The organism is Desulfobacula sp. (genome assembly GCF_030145145.1).
Classification (GTDB): domain Bacteria; phylum Desulfobacterota; class Desulfobacteria; order Desulfobacterales; family Desulfobacteraceae; genus Desulfobacula.
Genome location: NZ_JAQYWD010000041.1, coordinates 20,451 through 41,748, shown reverse-complemented (window position 1 = coordinate 41,748; position 21,298 = coordinate 20,451). Strand labels below are relative to the sequence as shown.

The 21,298-nt window shown below is 41.1% G+C and carries 25 protein-coding genes and 1 tRNA gene; 16 read left to right on the top strand and 10 right to left on the bottom strand.

The features are described 5' to 3' along the window. Nucleotides 1-20 precede the first annotated feature (20 nt). The 5 genes from Q1Q15_RS20630 to Q1Q15_RS20610 all read right to left on the bottom strand — a co-directional run bounded on the left by Q1Q15_RS20630 (nucleotide 21) and on the right by Q1Q15_RS20610 (nucleotide 3,448). The gene (locus Q1Q15_RS20630) at nucleotides 21-968 is read right to left on the bottom strand and encodes a DUF2232 domain-containing protein (RefSeq protein WP_300464216.1); all 948 of its coding nucleotides are present in this window, start codon (nucleotides 966-968) and stop codon (nucleotides 21-23) included. Nucleotides 969-995: 27 nt separating this feature from the next. After that, nucleotides 996-1,259 (bottom strand): 30S ribosomal protein S18, encoded by a 264-nt coding sequence (gene rpsR / locus Q1Q15_RS20625; RefSeq protein ID WP_300464214.1) that lies wholly within the window; start codon nucleotides 1,257-1,259, stop codon nucleotides 996-998. A gap of 22 nt (nucleotides 1,260-1,281) precedes the next feature. Continuing rightward, nucleotides 1,282-1,818 (bottom strand): 30S ribosomal protein S6, encoded by a 537-nt coding sequence (gene rpsF, locus Q1Q15_RS20620; protein WP_300464213.1) that lies wholly within the window; start codon nucleotides 1,816-1,818, stop codon nucleotides 1,282-1,284. Between the two features lie 207 nt (nucleotides 1,819-2,025). After that, nucleotides 2,026-3,120: an HAD-IA family hydrolase gene (locus tag Q1Q15_RS20615; RefSeq protein WP_300464211.1), complete on the bottom strand. Its 1,095-nt coding sequence runs from the start codon at nucleotides 3,118-3,120 to the stop codon at nucleotides 2,026-2,028. Beyond that, nucleotides 3,107-3,448, bottom strand: coding sequence for a hypothetical protein (locus Q1Q15_RS20610; RefSeq protein ID WP_300464209.1), 342 nt, complete (start codon nucleotides 3,446-3,448; stop codon nucleotides 3,107-3,109). Before Q1Q15_RS20610 ends, Q1Q15_RS20615 begins: the two co-directional genes overlap by 14 nt. A 395-nt stretch (nucleotides 3,449-3,843) precedes the next feature. Between Q1Q15_RS20610 and Q1Q15_RS20605 the strand changes: the two genes are divergently transcribed. Further along, entirely contained in the window at nucleotides 3,844-4,200 is a 357-nt protein-coding gene (locus tag Q1Q15_RS20605) for a peptide chain release factor-like protein (RefSeq protein ID WP_300464207.1), read from the top strand. Here the strand turns inward: Q1Q15_RS20605 and Q1Q15_RS20600 are convergent. After that, a complete protein-coding gene (locus tag Q1Q15_RS20600) occupies nucleotides 4,187-4,474 on the bottom strand; it encodes a DUF503 domain-containing protein (protein WP_300464205.1) in 288 nt (95 codons plus the stop codon). The genes Q1Q15_RS20605 and Q1Q15_RS20600 overlap by 14 nt on opposite strands. Nucleotides 4,475-4,494: 20 nt before the next feature. Beyond that, nucleotides 4,495-4,926, bottom strand: coding sequence for a hypothetical protein (locus tag Q1Q15_RS20595; RefSeq protein WP_300464203.1), 432 nt, complete (start codon nucleotides 4,924-4,926; stop codon nucleotides 4,495-4,497). A 132-nt stretch (nucleotides 4,927-5,058) separates the two neighbouring features. On the opposite strand from Q1Q15_RS20595, the gene Q1Q15_RS20590 reads away from it, so the two are divergent. The 8 genes from Q1Q15_RS20590 (at nucleotide 5,059) to pilB (ending at nucleotide 12,597) form a co-directional block, all read left to right on the top strand. After that, complete coding sequence (locus Q1Q15_RS20590; protein WP_300464202.1) at nucleotides 5,059-5,400, top strand: hypothetical protein; 342 nt, start codon at nucleotides 5,059-5,061, stop codon at nucleotides 5,398-5,400. Nucleotides 5,401-5,471: 71 nt separating this feature from the next. After that, the gene (locus Q1Q15_RS20585; RefSeq protein ID WP_300464201.1) at nucleotides 5,472-6,242 is read left to right on the top strand and encodes a response regulator; all 771 of its coding nucleotides are present in this window, start codon (nucleotides 5,472-5,474) and stop codon (nucleotides 6,240-6,242) included. A 4-nt stretch (nucleotides 6,243-6,246) separates the two neighbouring features. Continuing rightward, on the top strand, nucleotides 6,247-6,675 hold the full coding sequence (locus Q1Q15_RS20580) for a hypothetical protein (protein WP_300464199.1): 429 nt from the start codon (nucleotides 6,247-6,249) through the stop codon (nucleotides 6,673-6,675). Between the two features lie 235 nt (nucleotides 6,676-6,910). Continuing rightward, on the top strand, nucleotides 6,911-7,375 hold the full coding sequence (locus Q1Q15_RS20575) for a hypothetical protein (RefSeq protein ID WP_300464198.1): 465 nt from the start codon (nucleotides 6,911-6,913) through the stop codon (nucleotides 7,373-7,375). Between the two features lie 73 nt (nucleotides 7,376-7,448). After that, entirely contained in the window at nucleotides 7,449-8,000 is a 552-nt protein-coding gene (locus Q1Q15_RS20570) for a GAF domain-containing protein (protein WP_300464196.1), read from the top strand. Between the two features lie 316 nt (nucleotides 8,001-8,316). Continuing rightward, nucleotides 8,317-10,155, top strand: coding sequence for an ATP-binding cassette domain-containing protein (locus tag Q1Q15_RS20565; protein ID WP_300464194.1), 1,839 nt, complete (start codon nucleotides 8,317-8,319; stop codon nucleotides 10,153-10,155). Nucleotides 10,156-10,164: 9 nt separating this feature from the next. Continuing rightward, nucleotides 10,165-10,377, top strand: a complete 213-nt coding sequence (locus Q1Q15_RS20560; RefSeq protein WP_300464192.1) for a hypothetical protein — start codon at nucleotides 10,165-10,167, stop codon at nucleotides 10,375-10,377. Nucleotides 10,378-10,392: 15 nt separating this feature from the next. Beyond that, nucleotides 10,393-12,597 carry a type IV-A pilus assembly ATPase PilB gene (gene pilB / locus Q1Q15_RS20555; RefSeq protein WP_300464190.1) on the top strand — a complete coding sequence of 735 codons (2,205 nt, stop codon included), beginning with the start codon at nucleotides 10,393-10,395 and terminating at the stop codon, nucleotides 12,595-12,597. A 21-nt stretch (nucleotides 12,598-12,618) separates the two neighbouring features. Here pilB and Q1Q15_RS20550 read toward each other — a convergent pair whose 3' ends face one another. The 3 genes from Q1Q15_RS20550 to Q1Q15_RS20540 are packed head-to-tail and all read right to left on the bottom strand — an operon-like array spanning nucleotide 12,619 to nucleotide 14,450. Then, nucleotides 12,619-13,155 (bottom strand): epoxyqueuosine reductase QueH, encoded by a 537-nt coding sequence (locus tag Q1Q15_RS20550; protein ID WP_300464189.1) that lies wholly within the window; start codon nucleotides 13,153-13,155, stop codon nucleotides 12,619-12,621. Beyond that, complete coding sequence (locus Q1Q15_RS20545; RefSeq protein WP_300464187.1) at nucleotides 13,152-13,844, bottom strand: YggS family pyridoxal phosphate-dependent enzyme; 693 nt, start codon at nucleotides 13,842-13,844, stop codon at nucleotides 13,152-13,154. The genes Q1Q15_RS20550 and Q1Q15_RS20545 overlap by 4 nt, the downstream gene beginning before the upstream one ends. 6 nt (nucleotides 13,845-13,850) lie before the next feature. Beyond that, nucleotides 13,851-14,450: a Maf family protein gene (locus tag Q1Q15_RS20540; protein ID WP_300464185.1), complete on the bottom strand. Its 600-nt coding sequence runs from the start codon at nucleotides 14,448-14,450 to the stop codon at nucleotides 13,851-13,853. Between the two features lie 94 nt (nucleotides 14,451-14,544). Here Q1Q15_RS20540 and Q1Q15_RS20535 point away from each other — a divergent pair. From Q1Q15_RS20535 to Q1Q15_RS20505, 7 genes are all read left to right on the top strand, one after another. Further along, a tRNA-Leu gene (locus Q1Q15_RS20535) sits at nucleotides 14,545-14,632 on the top strand. Nucleotides 14,633-14,748: 116 nt separating this feature from the next. Beyond that, nucleotides 14,749-15,672: a hypothetical protein gene (locus tag Q1Q15_RS20530; RefSeq protein ID WP_300464183.1), complete on the top strand. Its 924-nt coding sequence runs from the start codon at nucleotides 14,749-14,751 to the stop codon at nucleotides 15,670-15,672. Nucleotides 15,673-16,030: 358 nt separating this feature from the next. Further along, nucleotides 16,031-16,750: a FadR/GntR family transcriptional regulator gene (locus tag Q1Q15_RS20525; protein WP_300464181.1), complete on the top strand. Its 720-nt coding sequence runs from the start codon at nucleotides 16,031-16,033 to the stop codon at nucleotides 16,748-16,750. 292 nt (nucleotides 16,751-17,042) lie between these two features. Further along, entirely contained in the window at nucleotides 17,043-18,149 is a 1,107-nt protein-coding gene (locus Q1Q15_RS20520; protein WP_300464179.1) for an NAD/NADP octopine/nopaline dehydrogenase family protein, read from the top strand. Nucleotides 18,150-18,247: 98 nt separating this feature from the next. Next, entirely contained in the window at nucleotides 18,248-19,255 is a 1,008-nt protein-coding gene (dctP, locus tag Q1Q15_RS20515; RefSeq protein ID WP_300464177.1) for a TRAP transporter substrate-binding protein DctP, read from the top strand. 82 nt (nucleotides 19,256-19,337) lie between these two features. Beyond that, nucleotides 19,338-19,844, top strand: coding sequence for a TRAP transporter small permease (locus tag Q1Q15_RS20510; RefSeq protein WP_300464175.1), 507 nt, complete (start codon nucleotides 19,338-19,340; stop codon nucleotides 19,842-19,844). Between the two features lie 2 nt (nucleotides 19,845-19,846). Next, nucleotides 19,847-21,145 carry a TRAP transporter large permease gene (locus Q1Q15_RS20505; RefSeq protein ID WP_300464174.1) on the top strand — a complete coding sequence of 433 codons (1,299 nt, stop codon included), beginning with the start codon at nucleotides 19,847-19,849 and terminating at the stop codon, nucleotides 21,143-21,145. The last annotated feature ends 153 nt before the right edge of the window (nucleotides 21,146-21,298 follow it).

Here is a 21,298-nt window from a genome sequence, read left to right as displayed (position 1 = left end):
GACTTTTAGTTTATTTTTTATCACGTAGCCGTATCAAGTTTCCTAAAATTGATCCAGGTATCAAACAATCCAAATCCGATGACAAGGAACATAAAAAGCGGTTGGACTGCAATTAAGACGTAAAGAAAAAATCTTAATGCAAAAGGAGCGCTCTTTTTTTGAAAAAAAAATGATACCACTGCAATTCCCTGGAAAAAATATACAAACATTAAAATGATCAGGCAGTTTACAGCAAGTAATTTTAACACGCCAAGGGGTAAGAAAATGACAATAGATGCTGCAATTACACCAAATACGAGATAATCGGGTGCTTTCCATTGATTTAAATTTTCAATACTTTTAATGAGGATCCCTTTTTTCAACAACAACTTTTTAATTAATAAAATGTTCAACCATACCATGGTCAGGTATGAGTTGATAAATATTCCCGGGAAAACACCGACAAACAATGAACTGGCCCTTTCAAGCATTTGCGGGTCCATTTTCATTTCCGGATACAATTGGGCAGATTCTGAAAAAAGTTGGGATGACAAGGCCTGATACCTGGAAACATAATTTGAAATTATATATTCAATGCCCTGGTCTTGCGTGGCAGTATAAACAAACAAAACAACGACACCTGTTCCAAAAACGGCAACGATTGTGTATAGCATAATTCTTTCAATGCTTAAGTGTTGTTCGATAAATTCACCAAGGAAAAAACCTGTCATCAATAAGGAACCAAAGTAAAGCGTATTAAACGCAACGTTACGGGTCAATACAACCAGCAGAAACAAACTGGCAACCATGATAATACCACCGCCGTTTCTTCCTGTCTTCAGTCTGTAAAACAGAACCGGCAACGGAAGGAACATCCAGGCAAAGATACCGATCAATGGTATGATATATATGATGGCAATGATCAGCACACATAAAAGGATACCGGTTAGAATATCCTTTATCGCCCTCGGTTGTATGAGTGTACCCATCACCTGCGTTACTCCTGAAAAACGGTTTTAATACATGGGTCTGCCAACAAACGGTAATAACGCAAGCTGGCGAGATTGTTTGATGGCAACCGTAAGTTGACGCTGATGTTTGGCACAGGTGCCTGTGATTCTTCTGGGAATTATTTTACCGCGTTCTGTAATGAATTGTCTGAGTGCTTTCGGAGTTTTATAGTCTATTTCAAGATCTTTGTCCACACAGAATCTGCATACTTTACGGCGTTGATAAAATTTATTTTTACCGCCACCTCTTTGATTTTTACGGTCATACATGGTTATTATCCTTCCATCTTAATTATTCTGTTTTTTCTTCGGTTTCCTCAACTTTTTTATCTTCCCCGGAAGTCTCTTCCTCAACTATTGATTCTTCAGCAGGTGATTCCTCAACAGGCGTTTCTTCAGCAGGCGCTTCTTCTACGGGCGCTTCTTCTACGGGCGCTTCTTCTACGGGCGCTTCCTCTGCAGGCGCTTCTTTTGCCGCAGCGATCTGTTTGGCCAGCTCTTCTGCTTCCTGGACTTCTTTTTCAAGTTGTTCCGCCGTCACATCATCAGAAAGAAGGATTGTCATGAATTTCATCACAGCATCACTCAGTCGGAAATTTCTTTCAAGTTCTTTGACAAGATCGCCTGTTCCACCGTAGGTGGCGCATACATAATGACCTCGCAATTTTTTTTTGATTTCATAGGCCAGTTTTTTGTTGCCCCATTCATCAAAATTTAAAAGAATTCCCCCTTCTTTGGCAATGATATTTCTGACTTTCTCAAACAGATCTTTTCGTGTTTGATCCTGAAGGTCAGGGTCAGAAATAAAAATTGTTTCATACTTCCTCATAGGTTCTCCTTACGGATATAAAGCCCTGATAATAAATCAGAGCAAGGATTATTTCTAAGTACAACACCTGCCTTTCAAGCATTGTACAAAACCATTGTGTATATCATTTAAATCTATTTGGGTCAATATTAATCTTGCTCAATTGGCAGGGCTGCTGTCTTGGACGGAACGATATCCCCCCGGGGACGGCCGGGGGACGTTTGCTAGTTAAAGATCCAATAATTCGGGCAGATCAGAAATCGAATCAATGATGGCATCCGGATTTTTTGTCAGCAGATCCTGACGCGTTTCAAATCCTGTCAAAACACCGATGGTTTTCATTCCGGCAGCCCTGCCCGCTGCAATATCAATTCCCATGTCGCCCACGTAGACACATTGATCGGATTGAAGCCCCATTCGTTGCCTGCAACGGATCAACGGATCTGGAAACGGTTTTTTCCGTTCCCCGTCTCCGGCCGAAATCACCACATCAATGAGATCTAACAGCCCTGTTCGATCCAGGATTTTTAGCTTGTCGTGGATGCTTTTTTTTGGCGTTGATGTCACAATCCCGATCCTGATATCGTGTGCATGGAGCAGGCGGAGCACTGCCTCTGTATCCGGGAAGGGGGTGACATTTTTCAGGAACATCTCCGGATATATATTTTCTATTATCTGCCAGGCTTCCCTGATAAGTTCTTCCCTGGATCGGTCCGGGAGATCCGGCAGGATCATGTCCCAGTTAAACTCATCATTTTTGGCTGCGGCTAAGATGGTCTGCCGTGGAACCTTTGGTAAGCTCATTTTATCAAGGGTGGTTTCCACAATGCGGTAATAGGAGTCAATGGAATCGATCAGTGTGCCGTCAAGATCAAACAGAACGGCATCCACAAGCAGTTTCTGCGCCCGGGCGGCCATGGGCTCACCCATAGTAACCGTTACCATATCCCCGTCGGCTAAGCCCAATGCATTTCTCAGTTTTACCGGTGCCAGGATTTCGATCACCTGTTTGCCATGTATATTTACGTCTGACCCGGGCAGAATCAGTGCCCCTTTGATATGCCCGATGGAGACGGGCAAGACTTTTGATGAGCAGAAAGTTTTATCCGGCGGGACCAGCTCTTCCCATTTTCCATCACCCATGCTTTCCAGGAATTGAAGCCCTGAAGGGGTTATTTCAAGGTTAAGGGTTCCAGGGAAAGGGACAAATCCGAGTTTTTCATGGCACTGAAGTTTTACCCAATCCAGTCCTGTGAAAAAAGCGGCTTTCTGAGCCCCTTGAATCATTTTTCCGGTTATTTTTGACGGGTTATTCGGCTTCATGTTTTTGAAACCATTTCTTTTTTTGAAAATCATCCGGGGAACAGTCTTTTTTACTGCTGATCATTGCGTTGATCCTTTCCAGGAATTCATGGTCTTTTTCCAGGATTGCCGTCAAAGAACTGATCGCCCGATTTAAGGTCAGATCAAGGGAGGGCTGAACCTTTTCTAATATGTCGGATGGCAGATTCTCATAGGCATCAACCAGATTGCCGGTCCAGACATTAAGGGCTTTCATGTCCATTTCATCCACACTTTTTTTGTGATACACATACCCTTCAAGGGCACCTACGGATGCGGCAAATTCATAGAGTTGAGTATACAAATGCATTGGGGTCTCCTTTATCGGGTTTGACGATTAAATAGTGTTTGAACGAAAACTCACCCATCTGCTGCGTTGCTGCAAAATGCTGAAATCCTCATGTACATTAGTACACTCCGGTTTCAGCGTTTTTTGCGCCTTGCATATGGGCAACTTTTCGTCCAAACACGGGTTTCCGTTCAGGCATTAAATTGCCGTTGTTGTGCACACCTGTTTAAAAATATAGAATAAAAGAATACACAAATTTGAGAAATCGGTCTACGTTAAATTTTTTTTACCCTGGGATCATTTTTTTCACAATTCGTTCAACGCCGTTATTAAAGTCTTGTTATTGGCGAGAAGTTTTATTAATTTATACAAATACAACTGTAAAAAAAATTTGATAACCGCCAGACTGGAGAAAAATGGGGCCAGGCAGAGAAAAAATATTAAACCTTGAAAAGCGGATGACAACCTTGGGAATCAGAAAAGAGGATATTGAAGAAAAATTTATCAAGTCCTCGGGCAGGGGAGGGCAAAAGGTGAATAAATCCAACTCTGCTGTATTCCTTCGACATAAGCGAACAAATTTGTGGGTAAAGTGCGGAAAAGCAAGGTCCCAGCATTTAAACCGCTTCCTTGCCCTTAGAATGCTCATTGAAAAAATTGAAGTCCACATGACCGGAACAGCGGATAAAGCACATGAAAAAATAGAAAAAATAAGAAAGCAAAAACAAAGAAGAAAGCGAAAAGCCCAAAAGAAGCTGACTACACATGAATAATTTCAATCTGGGTGTCTGCTATCATGGCAAGTCCCAAATCATCGGCCATATTGATAACTTTATCCAATTTTGAGTTCACAAGCCGGGCATCATTTCCCGTAATTGAGAAACCGATTTCCGCCCAGTCATGGCTGTCATTCAAATCAGTTTCAGCAATCGAAATATTAAATTTATTCTGTATTCGATGAACCATTGATTTAACAATTTTACGTTTTGCTTTCAAAGAATGGATATCGTATAATCGAAATTTGATTTTGCCAGCACCAACTATCATGTTCAAGACGCTTTGGCTGTTTAAAATGCACCCAATTGACAGGGTTTTATTTTAAGGTTTTTTTTCTCACATGCAGAGCTGACATCTATCCGTTTGCATTTTAAATTCTTTGCAATATTCCAGCATTCCAAACACGATATCCTGCCGTCCTTGCTTGTTTTGTCCAGGTGTTCATTTAAGTCCGGTGTCAGTTCAATATCCGGGTCAATCCTTTTTTTCCCATCGCTGAACCCGTACAACCCCATCTGACATTCTATGATTTGATATTCCAATAGATCAATCTGGATACCGATTTCAGAAGGGGATACCTCAAATAATTTCCCGATCCGGTGGGCTGACGCACAGGTTATACCCTGATTAACGGCCTGGGCGCGTATCTTTTCAGCAATGCCTTTATTTATTTTTTTTCCCGTATGCTTTGCTGCAAAATGTCCTTTGTCCTCATGTCCCATAATACCATCCTGTTTGACTCTTGTTATCGGTTACTATATCTGTAATATATAAACGAATTTTGCACCATAATAAAGCATATTTATATCATTGCCTGGTGATTTTTCGGTGAAATCAACATTAAGGACGATTATTTGGATAGACGAAAAAAAATTGATTTGTGGGCCAGGGGGTTGTTTTTCCTGAATATCCTGGCAGGGATTATAGTGGTTTTTATGTTGCTTGCATTTCATTTTGCCCAACCTGAATTTGAAACCCTGTTTGATCGATTCTACCATTTGAAATTAAGGACGCAGTGGGATATGCAATATTTGTATTATCTCATTTGTCTGGTGATACTGGGAATCTGTATCAGTCTGAGCGGGCTGTTATTAGGCGCTTATCGGGGCAGAAGAGAAGATGATCCTAAAAAGGCATTAATAATAACCGGGATTATTTCCTTGATATTGCTGGGGGTTTCAATCATTGTGCGTTAAAAGGTCAAGATTGTTTCGGGAGTTGTCGATATCTCTTTTATATGAAACAATCCTTTACATATGGGGGGGGGATGAAAAAGTTGTTTGTCATCTGTTTGGTATTGACGGGTTTGGCCACGCCGGTTTTGGCCAGGGATTTTATTGTTGAATTTGTTGAAGAAAATTACAAGGAAACCCAGGTACCATATTCATATCAGCCGTTGATTTATCACTCCATCCAGGTCAATTCCAGTGCGGGTCCGAAACTATTAATCCTGACAGGGACGGATTACACCTATCGCAAATGGTTGCGACATTATATTGCCCAAGATAAAAAATTTATCACAAAAATTCCCGATGCGCAGTCAGATGAATTTATTTCCGCAAAAGCCTATGAGATTGACGTGACATCACTCCACCCCTTTAATGGAGAAAAATGGAAAACAAATCATTCAAAGGTTGCTGAAAAAATTACCCTTCAAGGGAATAACCATATTTTAATCGTTGATTTAAATGAAAAAAGAACGCATCTGATTGAAACGATCATCAAAGAAATGGGATATCGTGCCACCATTTTCAAAACAGAAGAACAGGCCCTGGATTTTTTTACATTACAGCCTGATAAATTTAAAATGGTCATTGCCCAGTATTCTGTTCAGGGAATGCCATCTGATCAGTTTGTTCAACAGGTATTAACCATTAACCCCATGATTCCGATTGTCGTTGATACCGGTTATAGAAATAACCTCATTAAAAACGACTTTTTATTGAAGTTTTCAGATGTCAGATCCGTGCATCTTCAACCGGTGATATTAAGAGAGTTACAAAAAACCATTGAGACCATCATTAAAAAGAATGCTTAGGCCTGTGATCAAGATTATCCCGCCATGGGTGATCCTCTTTTTGATTGTTTTTTTATCTGACGGGGTGATGGCCGATGAGGGTGACTTTAACCGACTGGAAATGAGTTTTAAAAATTTTTTAACCTGTGAATTGACCCGACTGGAAGCAACGGATCATTTTAACGGTCAGCCTTTGAAAATTACCATGATTGATATGTTTGATGTTCAAAATGAATCTGACCTGAAAATTATTACCGGTGCCGTTGGATGCTTTGCCGGAGATAAATTTTTGACCCTTTATGCGGCTGTTGGTATTAAAACCATTCTGGACAAGGAGCAGGTGGCATATTATGTCATCCGGGATAAAGATTTTTCCATTCTGGCCACCGAACTTTTCAAATTCCCCTACAAAGAAAGATGTAAATGGACTCAATACTGGATAGATGTTCAGTAATCAATGGCCTTTCATCTTGCTTATTATTTTCGGATATCGGCATAATACGAACTGCTGTTTATGCGATAAATCGATTTACAATACCCCCTGGCTTTGGTATATTTAATCATTGCTAACTCGTCTGGGTTCATTTTTTTCTGATTTCACTTATTTTTTTATATTCTGCTGGTTTTATTCGTAATTCTTTTTTCCATTGTCTGAAAATTAAGTTTTTATGAGATGAAAGGAGGAGATTATGACAGTTAAAATACTGATACCCTATAATTTTACCCCAAATGATGAAAAGGCCATTGAATTTGTCGGTCGGCGATATGGCAAACGAAAACACGTTGAAATTACTCTGTTTCACGCCTTTACGCCTGTCCCCGAGATCGATAATCGCAATAATCCCATCATGGATAAAGTCGTTCACAACACCACCTACCTTCATCGCCAGCAGGATGAACAAAAAAATGCCCTGGAAGTTGCCAGGCAAAAATTGATAAATTATGGGTTTGACGGCAATGACATAAAATGCCGTTACCTGCCGGTCAAAAAGGATGTTGCTGATGACATCATTCGGCTCTGGAAAACCGAGGCATTTGACGCGGTGGTACTCAATCGAAATCCAGGCAATATTATCAATTATTTTACAAGAAGTATTTCAAAAAGAGTTGCTCAGCAGGTACATGGAGGAATAGGGGTCCATATCGTTAATTAAAACCAACGCAGCGATCATGGCATGATACGATCAGGACAGGTCGTATGCCATCCATCAGCCAAAGGAGGAGTTTATGTCAAATAATGATAAGATAGACCTTGAACGCTATAAATTGATAATAGAAACCGTATTTGATGCGACCAATCCCACCATACTCGGGTCCCAGGTGACCCATCTACTGGTCTCTACCATGGGGGTGAAGGGTGCGAGCATTTTTGTGGTCAACCCGGGAACGGAATCTCTAGAGATCCTTGCCACAGAAGGATTGAGTATCGCATACCGTAACAAGGGACCCATCCTGGTTGATAAAAGTCTTAAACTGCAGTCAAATCTAAAGCCGGTTATCATTGCCGATACAAAGGGTAGTGATCGCCTGCAATATCCTGAAAAAGCGGCAAAGGAAGGTATACGATCCATTGTATCCCTGCCGGTTAATCTCCGGGGAAAAATTATCGGTGCCATGCGAATTTATCATTCAGAGCCCTGGGAAGTGTCAGAACTTGAGTTGTCTTATTTAAGACTGCTCACCTTGAATATCGGAATGGCATTGCGGTATTTCAGACTGTCCGCTGTTGTCCAGTGCACAAAAGATACCCTGGATGAAATTCATCCCATATGGCTCTAAGAAAAGTACTGATTTTTAAAGTCCTTGAGGTTTTGGTGACTTTTTTATCCTTACAAAAAAAGAAGTAATGGGTCTCAATACAGGTTGGATGTTTGTAACCCATCATTCATAGATTGAAATCTTCCTGAAAATAAAATATAAACTATCAGGCTCACCGGCTATGGTCTTGATGCGCCCATGCGGATACTTTGATACGATAAAAATAGAAAAAACAGCCGGGGGTATTCTTATGGTTTATAATTTATTGACACAATGGTATGGTATCGTGGTTAGACATAAAAAAGGAAACTGAACAATTAACAGATAAACGAATATTATGCTGAATATAGAGGATATCTCAAAAGGATTTGGAAACCATGTCTTGTTAGACCATACTGGTTTTCAGATCAATTCTGGTGAACGGGTCGGACTTGTCGGTAGAAATGGCCATGGTAAAACCACCCTGTTAAACATGATTTCAGGCAAAGATCATCCGGATGAAGGAAGTATTTCTTGTCCGTCAGGATACCGGATTGGTTTTTTATCCCAAAAAATAGTCTTCTCCAAATCCCGGGTCATTGACGAGGCCATGCTGGGACTTTTAGAACATGAAAAAGATCATTCCTGGAAGGCTGAAAAAATTCTGGCCGGGCTTGGATTTTCCCTGGATGATCTGACAAAAGACCCCATGGCATTTTCCGGTGGCTTCCAGGTCAGGCTCAATCTTGCCAAAGTATTGGTTTCTGAGCCGGATCTGTTGATACTGGATGAACCGACAAATTATCTTGATATTACCTCCATTCGATGGATTTCACGGTTTCTGGTCTCATGGCCCAGAGAAGTTCTACTGGTTACGCATGACCGGGGATTCATGGACAGTGTTGTGACACATATTGCGGGGATTCACAGGCGTAAAATAAAAAAAATCAAGGGGGATACCGCTAAGTACTATTTACAGGTTGCCCAGGATGAGGAAGTCTATGAAAAAACGCGGCAGAATGAAGAAAAACGAAAAAAAGAAATCGAGTTGTTTATCTCAAAATTCCGTGCCAAAGCCCGATTGGCAAACATGGTCCAATCTCGGATAAAAACCCTGGAAAAATCGAAAACAAAAGACAAGCTCCAACAATTGAAACAGCTTGAATTTTCTTTTAACAGCCTTCCTTTTTCCGGTAAGCAGGTATTATCCATAGAAAATGTATCCTTTGGCTGGAAAACGGATATGCCCTTGATAAAAAACTTTTCTGTTACCGTTTATCCGGATGATCGTATTGCCGTTATCGGTAAAAATGGTAAAGGAAAAACAACCCTGCTCAAACTGATAAGTGGAGCCCTTACCCCAGTTTCAGGTCGTATCCATATCAATCCGGGCGTAATACCGGGCTACTTTGAACAGACAAATGTGCAATCCTTGAATGATAATTTTACCATAGAAGATGAGTTGATGTATTCTTCACCCGATTCTGACCGACAGATTGCCCGGAATATCTGCGGGGCCATGATGTTTGAGCAGGATGCCGCCTTAAAAAAAATATCCGTATTGTCCGGTGGAGAAAAATCACGGGTCATGTTAGGTAAACTGCTCATGTCCCCCTTGAATTTATTGCTGCTTGATGAACCCAGCAATCATCTGGATATTGAAGCCTGCGATTCCTTTATCTGCGCACTGGACAATTTCGAAGGGGCTGTGGTCCTGGTGACGCATAATGAAATGTTTCTTCATTCCCTTGCCAACAGGCTTATTATTTTTAAAAATAATACCGTCCAGGTCTTTGAAGGAACCTACCAGGATTTTTTGGATAAAGAAGGGTGGGAGGATGAAGAGGAGGTGGTGGAGAAAAAATCCAAACCATCGGTTTTGTCAAAAAAAGAGCTTCGTCAAAAAAAATCAGAAATTATTACGCAAAAATCCAAGCAACTTAGCCCGGTAAAGAAAAAAATTGAACAATTGGAAAATGATATTGAAAAAAATGAACACTTGACTGCAAAAATCAATGATCTCTTGCTGGAAGCCTCTCAAAATAAGGAGGGTCAGAAAATTCCGGCGTTGGCAAAAGAACTTTCAGACCTTGAAAATTTAAATGACCGGTTGTTTGAAGATCTTGAGACCCAGATGGAATTGTTTGAGAAAATAGAGACCCTGTTTAATAACCAGTTGGAAGAAGTGGAAAGGTAATCGTATAAGATGGAGAAAAAAAAGAATTTTGGATTTTATTATGGTATCCTTCTGGTGGCGGTGGGCTTGGGTGTTTTTTACCGTATTCCCGAAGTCCTGCTGCAAGTAGAAACCATTGAATTTTTTCGACAAAAACTGTTTCTTGTCAGGCTAAGTTTTTATGTTCTAGGTGGACTTTTAATTTTAGCCGGTGGCATTAGAATCTATAGGAACTATAAATAAGTTAAGGGTTTACACATGCAAAAATCATCCAGCCTGAAATCAACCATAAAGGATCAATCCGGCGCAGGAAAGACAAGAATCGGTGAAATTCTTTCAAAAGAAGGGCAAATTACCAGTATGCAGCTGGATGAGGCATTAAGTATTCATAAGAAAACCCATGAACGACTGAGCAGCATCCTCTTAAATAAGGGGTATATTGATCCCGATACCATCGTCAACGTCCTGGGGCGAATCTATAATTACAATGTGATCAAATTTTCCGACATCAAACCTGACCCTAAAGTGCTGGCGCTCCTGCCCTATGAAATGGCCAAGCCCGCAATGGTGATTCCCCTTGCATTAAAGGGAGAAAATTTATCCATTGCCATGGTTGAGCCAACAGATACCACTATTGTTGAGGATCTTCAAAAGAAAATCGGAAAAACGCTTCAGGTTTTTGTATCAACTGAAAATGATGTGATTCAAGCCTTTCGTGATTTTTATAAAATCAGTGACCAGGAGTATAAAACCTTTCTTCATTTTGACGAGGATGTTGAAGATGAGGAACCGGTTACGTCGGTTGAAGATTTTGGTTCCCTGGTCTCGGAAGCGGCAGGAGAAATTGAAATCGGATCTGATGCCGAGGATGACTACCAGGACGAATTCATGGCCTCTGACGCACCGATCATCAAGCTTGTAAATGGTATTCTTACCAAGGCCATTAATGATGGTGTCAGTGATATTCATATTGAACCCTTTGAGAAGACCTTCCAGGTGCGATACCGGTTGGACGGCAGCATGTATAAAGCCATGAATCTTCCCATCACCATAAAAAATGCTGTGATTTCAAGAATCAAAATTCTGGCGGAACTTGATATTGCAGAAAGAAGAGTTCCCCAGGACGGCAGAATAAAACTTCGATTGGGGAAAAAAAAATCCATTGATTTCCGGGTGTCCACCTTGCCCACTTTGTTTGGTGAAAGTATTGTCATGCGGATCCTTGATCAAAGTGCCCTGAGCATTGATTTGACCAAGCTGGGGTTTGAAGCGTCCACCTTTGACAGCCTGAAACGGTGTATTTCCAGACCCTATGGTCTGTTATTGGTAACAGGTCCCACCGGCAGCGGAAAAACAACCACACTGTATTCCGTACTGAACCGGTTGAATAAAGATGATATCAAGATATTAACCGCAGAAGACCCGGTTGAATTCAACTTTAAAGGGATCAACCAGGTGCCGGTCAAAGAGGGCATTGGCATGACCTATGCCGCAGCACTGAAAGCATTTTTAAGACAGGACCCGGATATCATCATGGTGGGTGAAATCCGGGATATGGATACGGCTGAAATTGCCATTAAGGCTGCGATGACAGGTCACCTCGTCTTTGCAACCCTTCATACCAATGACTGTCCTTCAACCATCGGACGACTTGTTGATATCGGGATTCCCCCCTATATGCTGGCATCGGCTGTTACCCTGGTCTTATCCCAACGCCTTGCCCGAAGGCTTTGTCCTGAATGTAAACAGGTGGTTACCGGTTATAATCCCAAAGATCTGGAATTTCATGGGTTTTTAAAAGATGAAATTCCGGACTTGAAAATATATGGCCCCAAAGGGTGTACCCATTGCAATGGGACCGGTTACAAGGGGCGGGTCGGACTCTATGAATTAATGGAAGTGACGGATGATGTGGGAAAAGCCATCAGTGCGAAGGTTGCGGAAGATCAGCTCAGAAAAGTTGCTGTGCAGGAGGGGATGGTAACCCTTAGAGACGCGGGCCTTGAAAAAATCAGAACCGGAGAAACCTCTCTTGACGAAGTGCTAAAAAAGACGACCATTACCAAAGAGTCGTTGCCAGCCTATCTGATTAATCCGGATGTTGAACGCTATGAGGACAAAGACGTCATTATCCGGGAAGGCAATACCGACATTGATTTTTTTAAGCTGGTTCAAGGCGGGTTATATGTTGTGAAAGGCGGAAAGAAAATTGCTGAAATCGTACAGCCGGGCGATTATTTTGGTGAAATGTCTGCCATTACCGGTGAACCGCGATCGGCCTCCATCATATCCAAAGGACGCTCAATGGTTAAACGGTTTCCAGGAGACAAATTGTTTGAGGTCATTGAAAAATATCCTGAGGTGTCAAAACACTTGTTTGGGATTCTTGCTGCAAGACTGGACACTACCAACAAGCACTTCGTGAAAATGCTCAAGCAGATTAAAAGAACCCAACCCAAATAGTGTTGTGGGGGTGTGGTTGTGTCACCTTTGTTTTTTAAAATACCGCTCTTTTTCACTGTAGATGCAGCCACAATACTGTTGACGGTAAAGGCCAAGCTGCCTGGATGTTTCAATCCCCGATTTCCAACCTTCTCTGAAATCATGGTAGAAAAATTTTATATCGTATTTCCGGGCAATGGCTTCCCCGGTTTTTATAATGCGATCATGGTTCTGGAATTTACTGTATAACAGCGTGGTGGAAAAGGCATCGAATTTCCCTTTTCTGGCGACCTGTGCCGTTGCTTTAAGTCTGTCGTAATAGCAGTACCGGCAACGATCCTTTTCCCGGAAAACAACGGATTGAAGAAATTCTTCCATTTTGTAATCCTGTTGGTAAATCACCTTTAGCTCAATGGATTGTGCATATTGTTTTAATGTCTCTTCCCTTTTTTGACACTCTTGAAAGGGATGGATATTATGCCGATAAAAAAATCCCATGACATCCATATCCATCTGCCGTAAAATTTTTACAGGATAAATAGAGCAGGGGGCACAGCAGGTATGGAGTAGCAGTTTCACTCTCTTGCCCCGAATATGGATGTGCCGATCCGCACCATGGTGGACCCTTCTTCTATGGCCACTTGAAAATCATTGCTCATTCCCATGGACAGGCATTCCATGGATACATTCTCCAATTGAAGCGCCATGATTTGGCCTTTTATCTGTACCATTTGTTTAAAATAGATCCTGGCCTGTTCCGGTTCTGAAAAATAGGGCGGCAGGCACATCAATCCGTGTAAGGATACATTTTCAAATGTACTGATCTGCTCGGCCAGCTCCACCGCCTCTTTGATACCGGTTCCGGACTTCGTATCTTCTTGCCCAATATTGATTTGCATAAGGATGTTTTGAATTTTATTGATTTTCTTTGCCTGTCGATGGATTTCCTTTGCCAGTTTTAATGTGTCAACCGTATGAATATAATCAAAATACTGCACGGCAAATTTTGCTTTGTTGGATTGAAGATGCCCGATAAAATGCCAGCAGGCGCGGTCTTTTCCAATGGCATCAATTTTTTCAATGGCCTCCTGAATATAATTTTCTCCCAGATGGCCGGCACCGGACTTAATCCCTTCCAGCACAGTTTCGATCGATTTTTTTTTGCTCACGGCAATCAATTGAACGGAATCAGGCTTGCGGCCGCAGGACACTGCCGTATCCATAATTTCTTTGTTTATTCTATCGATATTATCTTTAATGGATGACATGATGAGTTATAAATCCTTAAATTGAATGATATTAAGATGCTTCAATGTTTCAACAACCTCACAAACAGGCAGACCCACAACATTCGAATAGGAACCTGAAATTTGTTTGACAAGAAATGCCCCCACTCCCTGTATCGCATAAGCACCGGCCTTGTCAAACGGTTCCCCGGTATTGACATACCAGTGTATCTCCTCATGGCTTAACCGTTTAAAATAGACTTTTGTTTCAACCGATTGTTTAACAATGGCGTTTTTTTTCTGATTGATCACACAAAATCCAGTATAGACACTGTGTTCACAATTGTTTAATTTGGTGAGCATCTCAACGGCATCTGCTTTAGATTCCGGTTTGCCAAGGAGTTGATCGCCAACGACCACTATCGTATCCGCTCCCAGGATCCAGGACTCAGGATATGCGACGGATATGTCGGTTGCTTTTAGAAAAGAGAGTTCTTTGACATAGGCTTCCGGGTTCTTGAGAGACACAGTTGCTTCATTAATTGTTGAAGGAAACACTTTAATGTTGACCCCGATCTGTTCGAGCAGCTCTTTTCTTCTTGGAGATTGGGAGGCCAGGATTATTTTTTCAGTATTGATAAATTTCATGGTCTTGTTTTTATCAGAAATTGTTCAAAGTGACAATCTTATGGTTTTAGGCTTGCTAAATTTTAAAAAATGATATAAAAAAATCATCAATTACGCCTGGGTGGCGGAACTGGTAGACGCAAGGGACTTAAAATCCCTCGGAGATAATCTCTGTACGAGTTCAATTCTCGTCCCAGGTACCAGTAAAAATCAAGGGGTTAGCTGAATTAGCTGACCCTTTTTTTATTCATTTAGAGTCGTCTGTTTAACTGTGGAAGAGACTGGATGGGACTTACCAGATAAACAACAGGAATTGATAATGGGACCGATAGCAAAAAAAGTGATAGATGGATTAAAAAAAGCTAAGAATCAAAAAATTATAGACTTTAAAGAGCTTAAAGAAGCAAAAGCATATGCACAAGAACTGGATAAAACAGTCATTTCTGAAGATGATCTATCAAAGTATGATCCTCTCCACGCAGTTTATATTTATGCACAAAACAAGGTTTCAGTCCTTGTCGAACAATTATCAGATTTGCCTGCTTTATCAAAATTGACAAATACTCTTGAACAGGCAGATGATATTTATTTACCATCCTTCCCTCCAAAAAGCCCACATACTCAGTCTTATTTTTCATGCTGGGGATTTTTCGACCTATGTGTTGGAATTAAAAAAGAATCTTTTGGAACAGTCATTCTTGATCTGTTGAAACATTTAAAAAGCGATCCTGGATTGATCAAAATTATCGAATGTATGCAAAATTCCAGAATGGGAATCTTTGTCCATAAGGGGCACTTGGATAGATATATAATTTTAGAGGAAATGGTTACAGGCAAAGAATCTAAAGTGATTGTTCCAAGCGGTTATCAGGGGAAAAAAGATGAAATATGGTATGCCCGGGTGATGCCAGAACCATTTCCAGAACTGAACTATGGATACTCTGTTGTTTTCACAACCCCTTATATTCTGATAGACCTAAATGGCAATATAGGATCTTCAGCAAAAAGGGGTGATTGGGAAGCATTCTTTGATCGGCAGTTAAAAGCAACAGGGGGAAAAGACAAAACCAAAGCGTATGAATTCTTTATGAGATATGGGAAAAATAAACATTTTTGGAATGAATATATTTTTGAAGGTTTTGTGAATTATCAAGCTGATATGATAATGCTTGCAGGATTTCCAGATAAGCCACTGAGCATGCCCCATTCAGAAGCAAGTCAGAAAGAGCGGGGAGAGATATAAAAATGAAAACCATAAGCAGAACAGCAATTACAATCATTCCAAAACAATCTTACATCGACTGGGCCAATTTATTAATTCCTTTATCGATAAAGTCAACGAGGCCATTCAGGAATATAATCCGGATAAATGCTTAACGCACATTCAAAAAACTGGATTGGATTTTGTATCATGTCTGTTCTTATGACCAATACTCATCAGTACAAATAAAAATAAGCCCACCGAATTATATAATGAATAAACCAATAATTGGTTTATTCATTGACAATGTCCTGGTATCTTATATAAATAATACCAAAGGTAACCGGTTACAAACTCCGTTTGTGGATAAGAGCATTATTAGGTAGAAGAGGCATAAAAAATGTTAAAAAAAGTTCGCCAAGTAAAACTGTACGAAGACATTGCTAATCAAATTGAAGAGGAAATTATCTCAGGTGAATTCAAACCAGGGGATAAATTGCCTTCTGAAAGGGATTTAGAAGAGATATTTGGTGCCAGTCGGGGAACCATCAGGCAGTCATTTCGCATTTTGGAGCAAAAGGGCATAATAGAAATCAGGACCGGAGCTCAGGGTGGCGCATTTGTTCGAGAGATAACTCCGGATGAAATCTCCAAAAGCATTGCTCTACTAATCCGGTTCAATTTTGTCACTCCTGATCACATTGCAAAATTTCGTGAGGGCATAGAAGGCAGTTTGATAGCTAATTTGGCAGCCCAAAATGCCGACCAAAAGGATGTACAGGAATTAAAGGCTATGCTTGAAGGGCTAATCCGCCTATATGGCCAGAAAAATGCAGATTGGCCTGCCTTTGATTCCCAAGAACAGGAGATGCACATCCTCCTTGGAAAGATGACAAAAAATCCTCTTTATGAAGCCCTGTCCGCTACCATCATGCAGAGTGTTAAACATTTTCCGGCTTTTATGGGCAGGAACCAAGCCGTGATGGAAGAAGTGATCAAAGATTGGAAAGAAATCATTGACTGCCTTAAAAATAATAACTCAACCGAGGCTGAGAAAAATATCCAGGCTCATATCCTCAAATGGGTTGAAAGCTATAAAAAAGGCTCTTATCAGCCATAATTGGACCAAATATCCCCTGAGATAGGTTTGTATATGGTCTATTGGTTACCAAAATCAATCTGCTTCACTGACTAAGATGAGGCAGCACCCATATTAATTCTAAAATTTGAATTCGAAAATCTTATTCTTCGCTATCACTTTTATTTTTTTGCTTGACTTGCATTTTGATTTGATTTAATCCTGGTTCATTGGATGAACCATTAAATGGTTTCTTTAAATATAGTTTGGTTAAGACCCAAACCAGGCAAAAAAGAACTTGGTTGGGTCAATTAAATAATGATGAGGTATATGCATGAAAATAACAGTATGCGGAGCAGGCAATAGCGCAATGGGAATGGCTGCAGATATGGCCTTTATGGGACATGAGGTCAATATGTTTGAATTATCCAAGTTTGAGGCAAATCTTATTCCTATAAAAGAACAAGGGGGTATTATCCTAAATGGGCCATCCCAAAGTGGCAAAAATGGTTTTGCCGCGCTTGCCGAAGTGACAAGTGATCCATCGATTGCTTTTAAAGGAGTGGAACTTATCATGTTCGCCCTGCCGTGCTTTGGGCACGAGGCGTTTATGGAAGTTATTACACCTCATCTTGAAGATGGACAGATAATGGTTTTCAACACAGGCTATTGGGCTTCCATTCGCTTTCAACAATTGCTTAAAAAGCATAAAAAGAAGGTGACTTTAGCAGAAACCAGCCTTCATGTTTATTTATGCCGGAAAACCGGTCCTGCAGAAGCAACCGTGGATGCTGTAAAGCAAAAGATGCTTTTCTGTGCGATGCCGTCAAACAAGACAGAAGCGGTTCTGGCCAAACTTAAGCCAATTTATCCTCAGTTCGTGGCCGCAAAACAATTTTTTGAAATTCATTTCAATAATTTTAACCACATGGTTCATGGGCCGATTGCTCTGCTCAACACCGGTCAGATTGAAAACCTGAATGAAAAACCGTATTATTTTTATCGAGACGGGGCTACCCCAAGGGTATGTAAGGTTGCAGAAGCGATAGACAAAGAACGACTGGCCGTGGCAGAGGCGGCAAAGGTTGAAACCAAGTCGATACTGGAAGTCCAAACTGAAATGTACGGCCACATGGGAGCAGTGGGCGATACCATATACGAAGCCATAAAAGGCAACAAAGCGGATCATTCATTCAATTTCGATCCGGCAAGTTTTGTTTTTGGTCTGGCCAAAGAAGATGTTCCTTATGGATTCATTCCCCTCATTTCTATAGGAGAGAAGCTCGGTGTTGACTGTACCATGATGAAATCCATCGTTAACCTCCAGTGTGCTGTTTGTGACACTGATTTCTGGACACAGGGAATGACCATGGAAAAATTGGGTTTTAATGGAATGAGCATAGATCAGATAAAGGAATATCTGGAAACAGGTGAGAAGTAAAATTAAGTTTTTTATTAATCTCCAGGTAGAGGATCAACTATCCAGATTATTATCATTAATTTTTAAGCTTTTTTAACATCTTAAAGAGGAGAAGTAAAATGGGGAAAAAATTTTTAAAAGTAATCTCTCTTACAATTATGGTCACACTATTCGCAATATCTCTTGCCTCTGCGAAAATGACGGTTAAATTTTCGGCCATGACACCTCCGGATCATCCAGAGACACTTCGGATTCAAAATATTGCCAAATATATCAACGACAAGACGAATGGTGAGATAAATGTCAGGGTTTTCCTTTCTAATCAGCTTGGCGACTATGTAACCGTCTATGATGAACTTATCAGGGGCTCTATTGAAATGGCGTGCATCAGCGTTCCCAGCCACTTGGATCCGAAGCTGCAGATATTATATGTCCCCTTTATGACAACCGATTACAAACAAAATATCGATTTCTATGCAAAAGGCAACTGGCTCTTTACTAAGTTTGAACAAATCAATAATGTCAAGGGTATCAAGGTGTTAGGGTTTGATACCGACGGATTAGGTGGTTTAGGATTGGCTAAGCAACCGGCCAAAGTCCTTGACCCAACAGCAAAACAGAACATCCTCATCAGGGTTCCCGGTATGGAAATAGCTAAAACCATCATGGAGGGTATGGGCTACAACACAGTTTCTGTTCCATGGGCTGATCTTTATTCTGCGCTACAGACAGGGGTAGCAGATGGTTGGTACGGAGGTACACCCACTATCAACTACCTGGCTTTTCGGGATGCAATCAAATACTACTACCAGCTCAATATTTATAATGAAGCCCATCTGTATGCCATGAGCAATAAATTTTGGAATAAGTTGACAGACGAACAGAAAAAAATTTTTGAAGTTGCTGTTGCAGCGGCTCAAAAGGAGGCTTTCGAAACCTGTGAAGCTGCCGATGCAGAATATTTGAAAAAAATGACTGACGAGGGCGGAGTTCAGGTATTCACATATACTGCTGAGGATCTGGCGCCGATGGCGGACTATATCCGTAAAAACACTTGGCCGAAATTGGCCAAAATGATTGGTGAGGACCTTTTTGAAGAGCTTAAAGAAAACTTAGGGATCAAGTAATTGATAAGGGTAAGGTAACGCAGATAGGGGAGAATACCCCCTCCTCTATCTTTACTCTAAAGTATGATTTAGGTGTTAAAATATGAAAAAAATATTTTCCGCTTTACTGATCTTTGAACGAGCTACTGTTGTCCTGTGCGGACTGACAATAGCAGCACTTATAAATATTACAGTTTTCCTAAGATATTTTCTTGAAACAGATCTCTATGGTATCGAAGAGTTGGAACTGGTTTTAGCTTTTTGGCTTTATTTTATCGGAACTGCCTATGCAAGCGCCACCCGGAAACAGGTAACCGTTAATTTTTTGGATGTAATGATAAAAAGTCTGACAATTAAAAAAGCACTTAAGATTACGAGTGCATTTATCACCATGGCGGTTTGCACTTTTTATGCCTGGTGGAGTTTTGATATGATCGGTTTTGCCCTGGAAAATTCACCAAAATCAAGTGTCTGGAAAATTCCCACGCTCATTAATTACGCGGCAGTGGTAGTGGGTTTTCTCCTAATGACACTTTATTGTGTCAGAGATCTGGTTGAAGCAATTCAAGGACGGGTAGTAACTTTGATCACTACCAAAACAGGAGCATAAAAATGATTTATCTTTCTCTTGCAATTCTTTTCATTACCATGCTCAGCGGCGTTCCCACAGGGTTCGCCTTTCTTGCCGCGTGTAGTGTTTTTCTGATTGACGGAGTCTATACACCCGATTTTATGCTGCCTTACGGTGTGAGCAAGGTCAGCGCCGTTGTTATCTTCGCCGTGCCACTATTTATAATGGCGGGTAGCCTCATCGAACGTGGTAATATCGGTGATAAGCTGACCGATTTGATAAGTTCACTAGTCGGAAGGATAAGAGGAGGAATGGGTGTTGTGACAATCTTGTCTTGCGCCGTATTTGGTTCTATTACCGGGAGCGCAGCGGCAACGCTTTCCTGTATTGGCTCCATAATGTTTCCAAAGCTGGCGCAAAATGGTTTTTCCAAAGCGTATTCAGCCTCTTTGATGGCTAACGCATCTGTTCTTGGGTTGCTAATCCCACCCAGTGGGATCATGATCATTTACTCCTGGGTTGGCGGTCAGTCTGTTCTGGCCTGCTTTTTAGCGACAATAATCCCGGGAATAATACTGACGATTCTGCTTTCTGTTATTAATATTTTTTTACTCCGAAATGATAAAAACATCAAAGTTATAAGCAAAGAAGAAGCGGTAAAGGCCAGGAAAGATTTCGTGCCTAATTTTTTTAGAGCCATACCGGCTCTTCTTCTGCCTGTATTAGTTCTCGGGGGTATTTACAGCGGTGCTTTTACTCCCACCGAGGCTGCAGCAGTTTCGATTCTTTACGCGATTCCGGTAGGGTTTTTCATATATAAAGGACTCACTCTTAAAGGTCTATTCGAAGGTTTTGCCGAATCTGCCATGACCACGGGTGCAATTATCATCATGATGCTGTCCGTGGCCATTATCAGCCGTTTTTTTACCATGGAGGATTTACCAGGACAGCTTTTGAGACTCATGCAGGCAGTCTCGTCAGACAAGCTTGTGATGCTTTTAATGATAAATTGTTTCCTGGTGGTCATGGGAATGGTAATGGACGACATCAGTGCCATTTTGCTCTGCACCCCTATCCTCATACCCATCGCTATAAAAATAGGCGTAAGTCCTGTTCAATTGGCAGCCATCATGGGCGTTAACCTGGGTATGGGAAATATCACCCCTCCCTGTGCCCCGCTTCTATATATCAGCAGCAGTATCAACGATGCGCCTATCAACAAAATGATGAGGCCGGCAATGGCCATGATCACTTTTGGCTGGATCCCCACATTGATCTTGACAACCTACTTTCCTTCTGTCTCTTTGTGGCTGCCACGGCTTATCCTGGGGATTAATTAAGTAAATGAAATTTGGAATTTGATCCTTCCCGATATTTTGGGCACCAGTTAAGCCACTTTTTATATCATGTGGCAGAATTTTTCCGATTCAACGATATCGCCAATAAGGGGGGGGCGTGGTTTAATTTATTATGTTTGGTTAAATATAATTGAA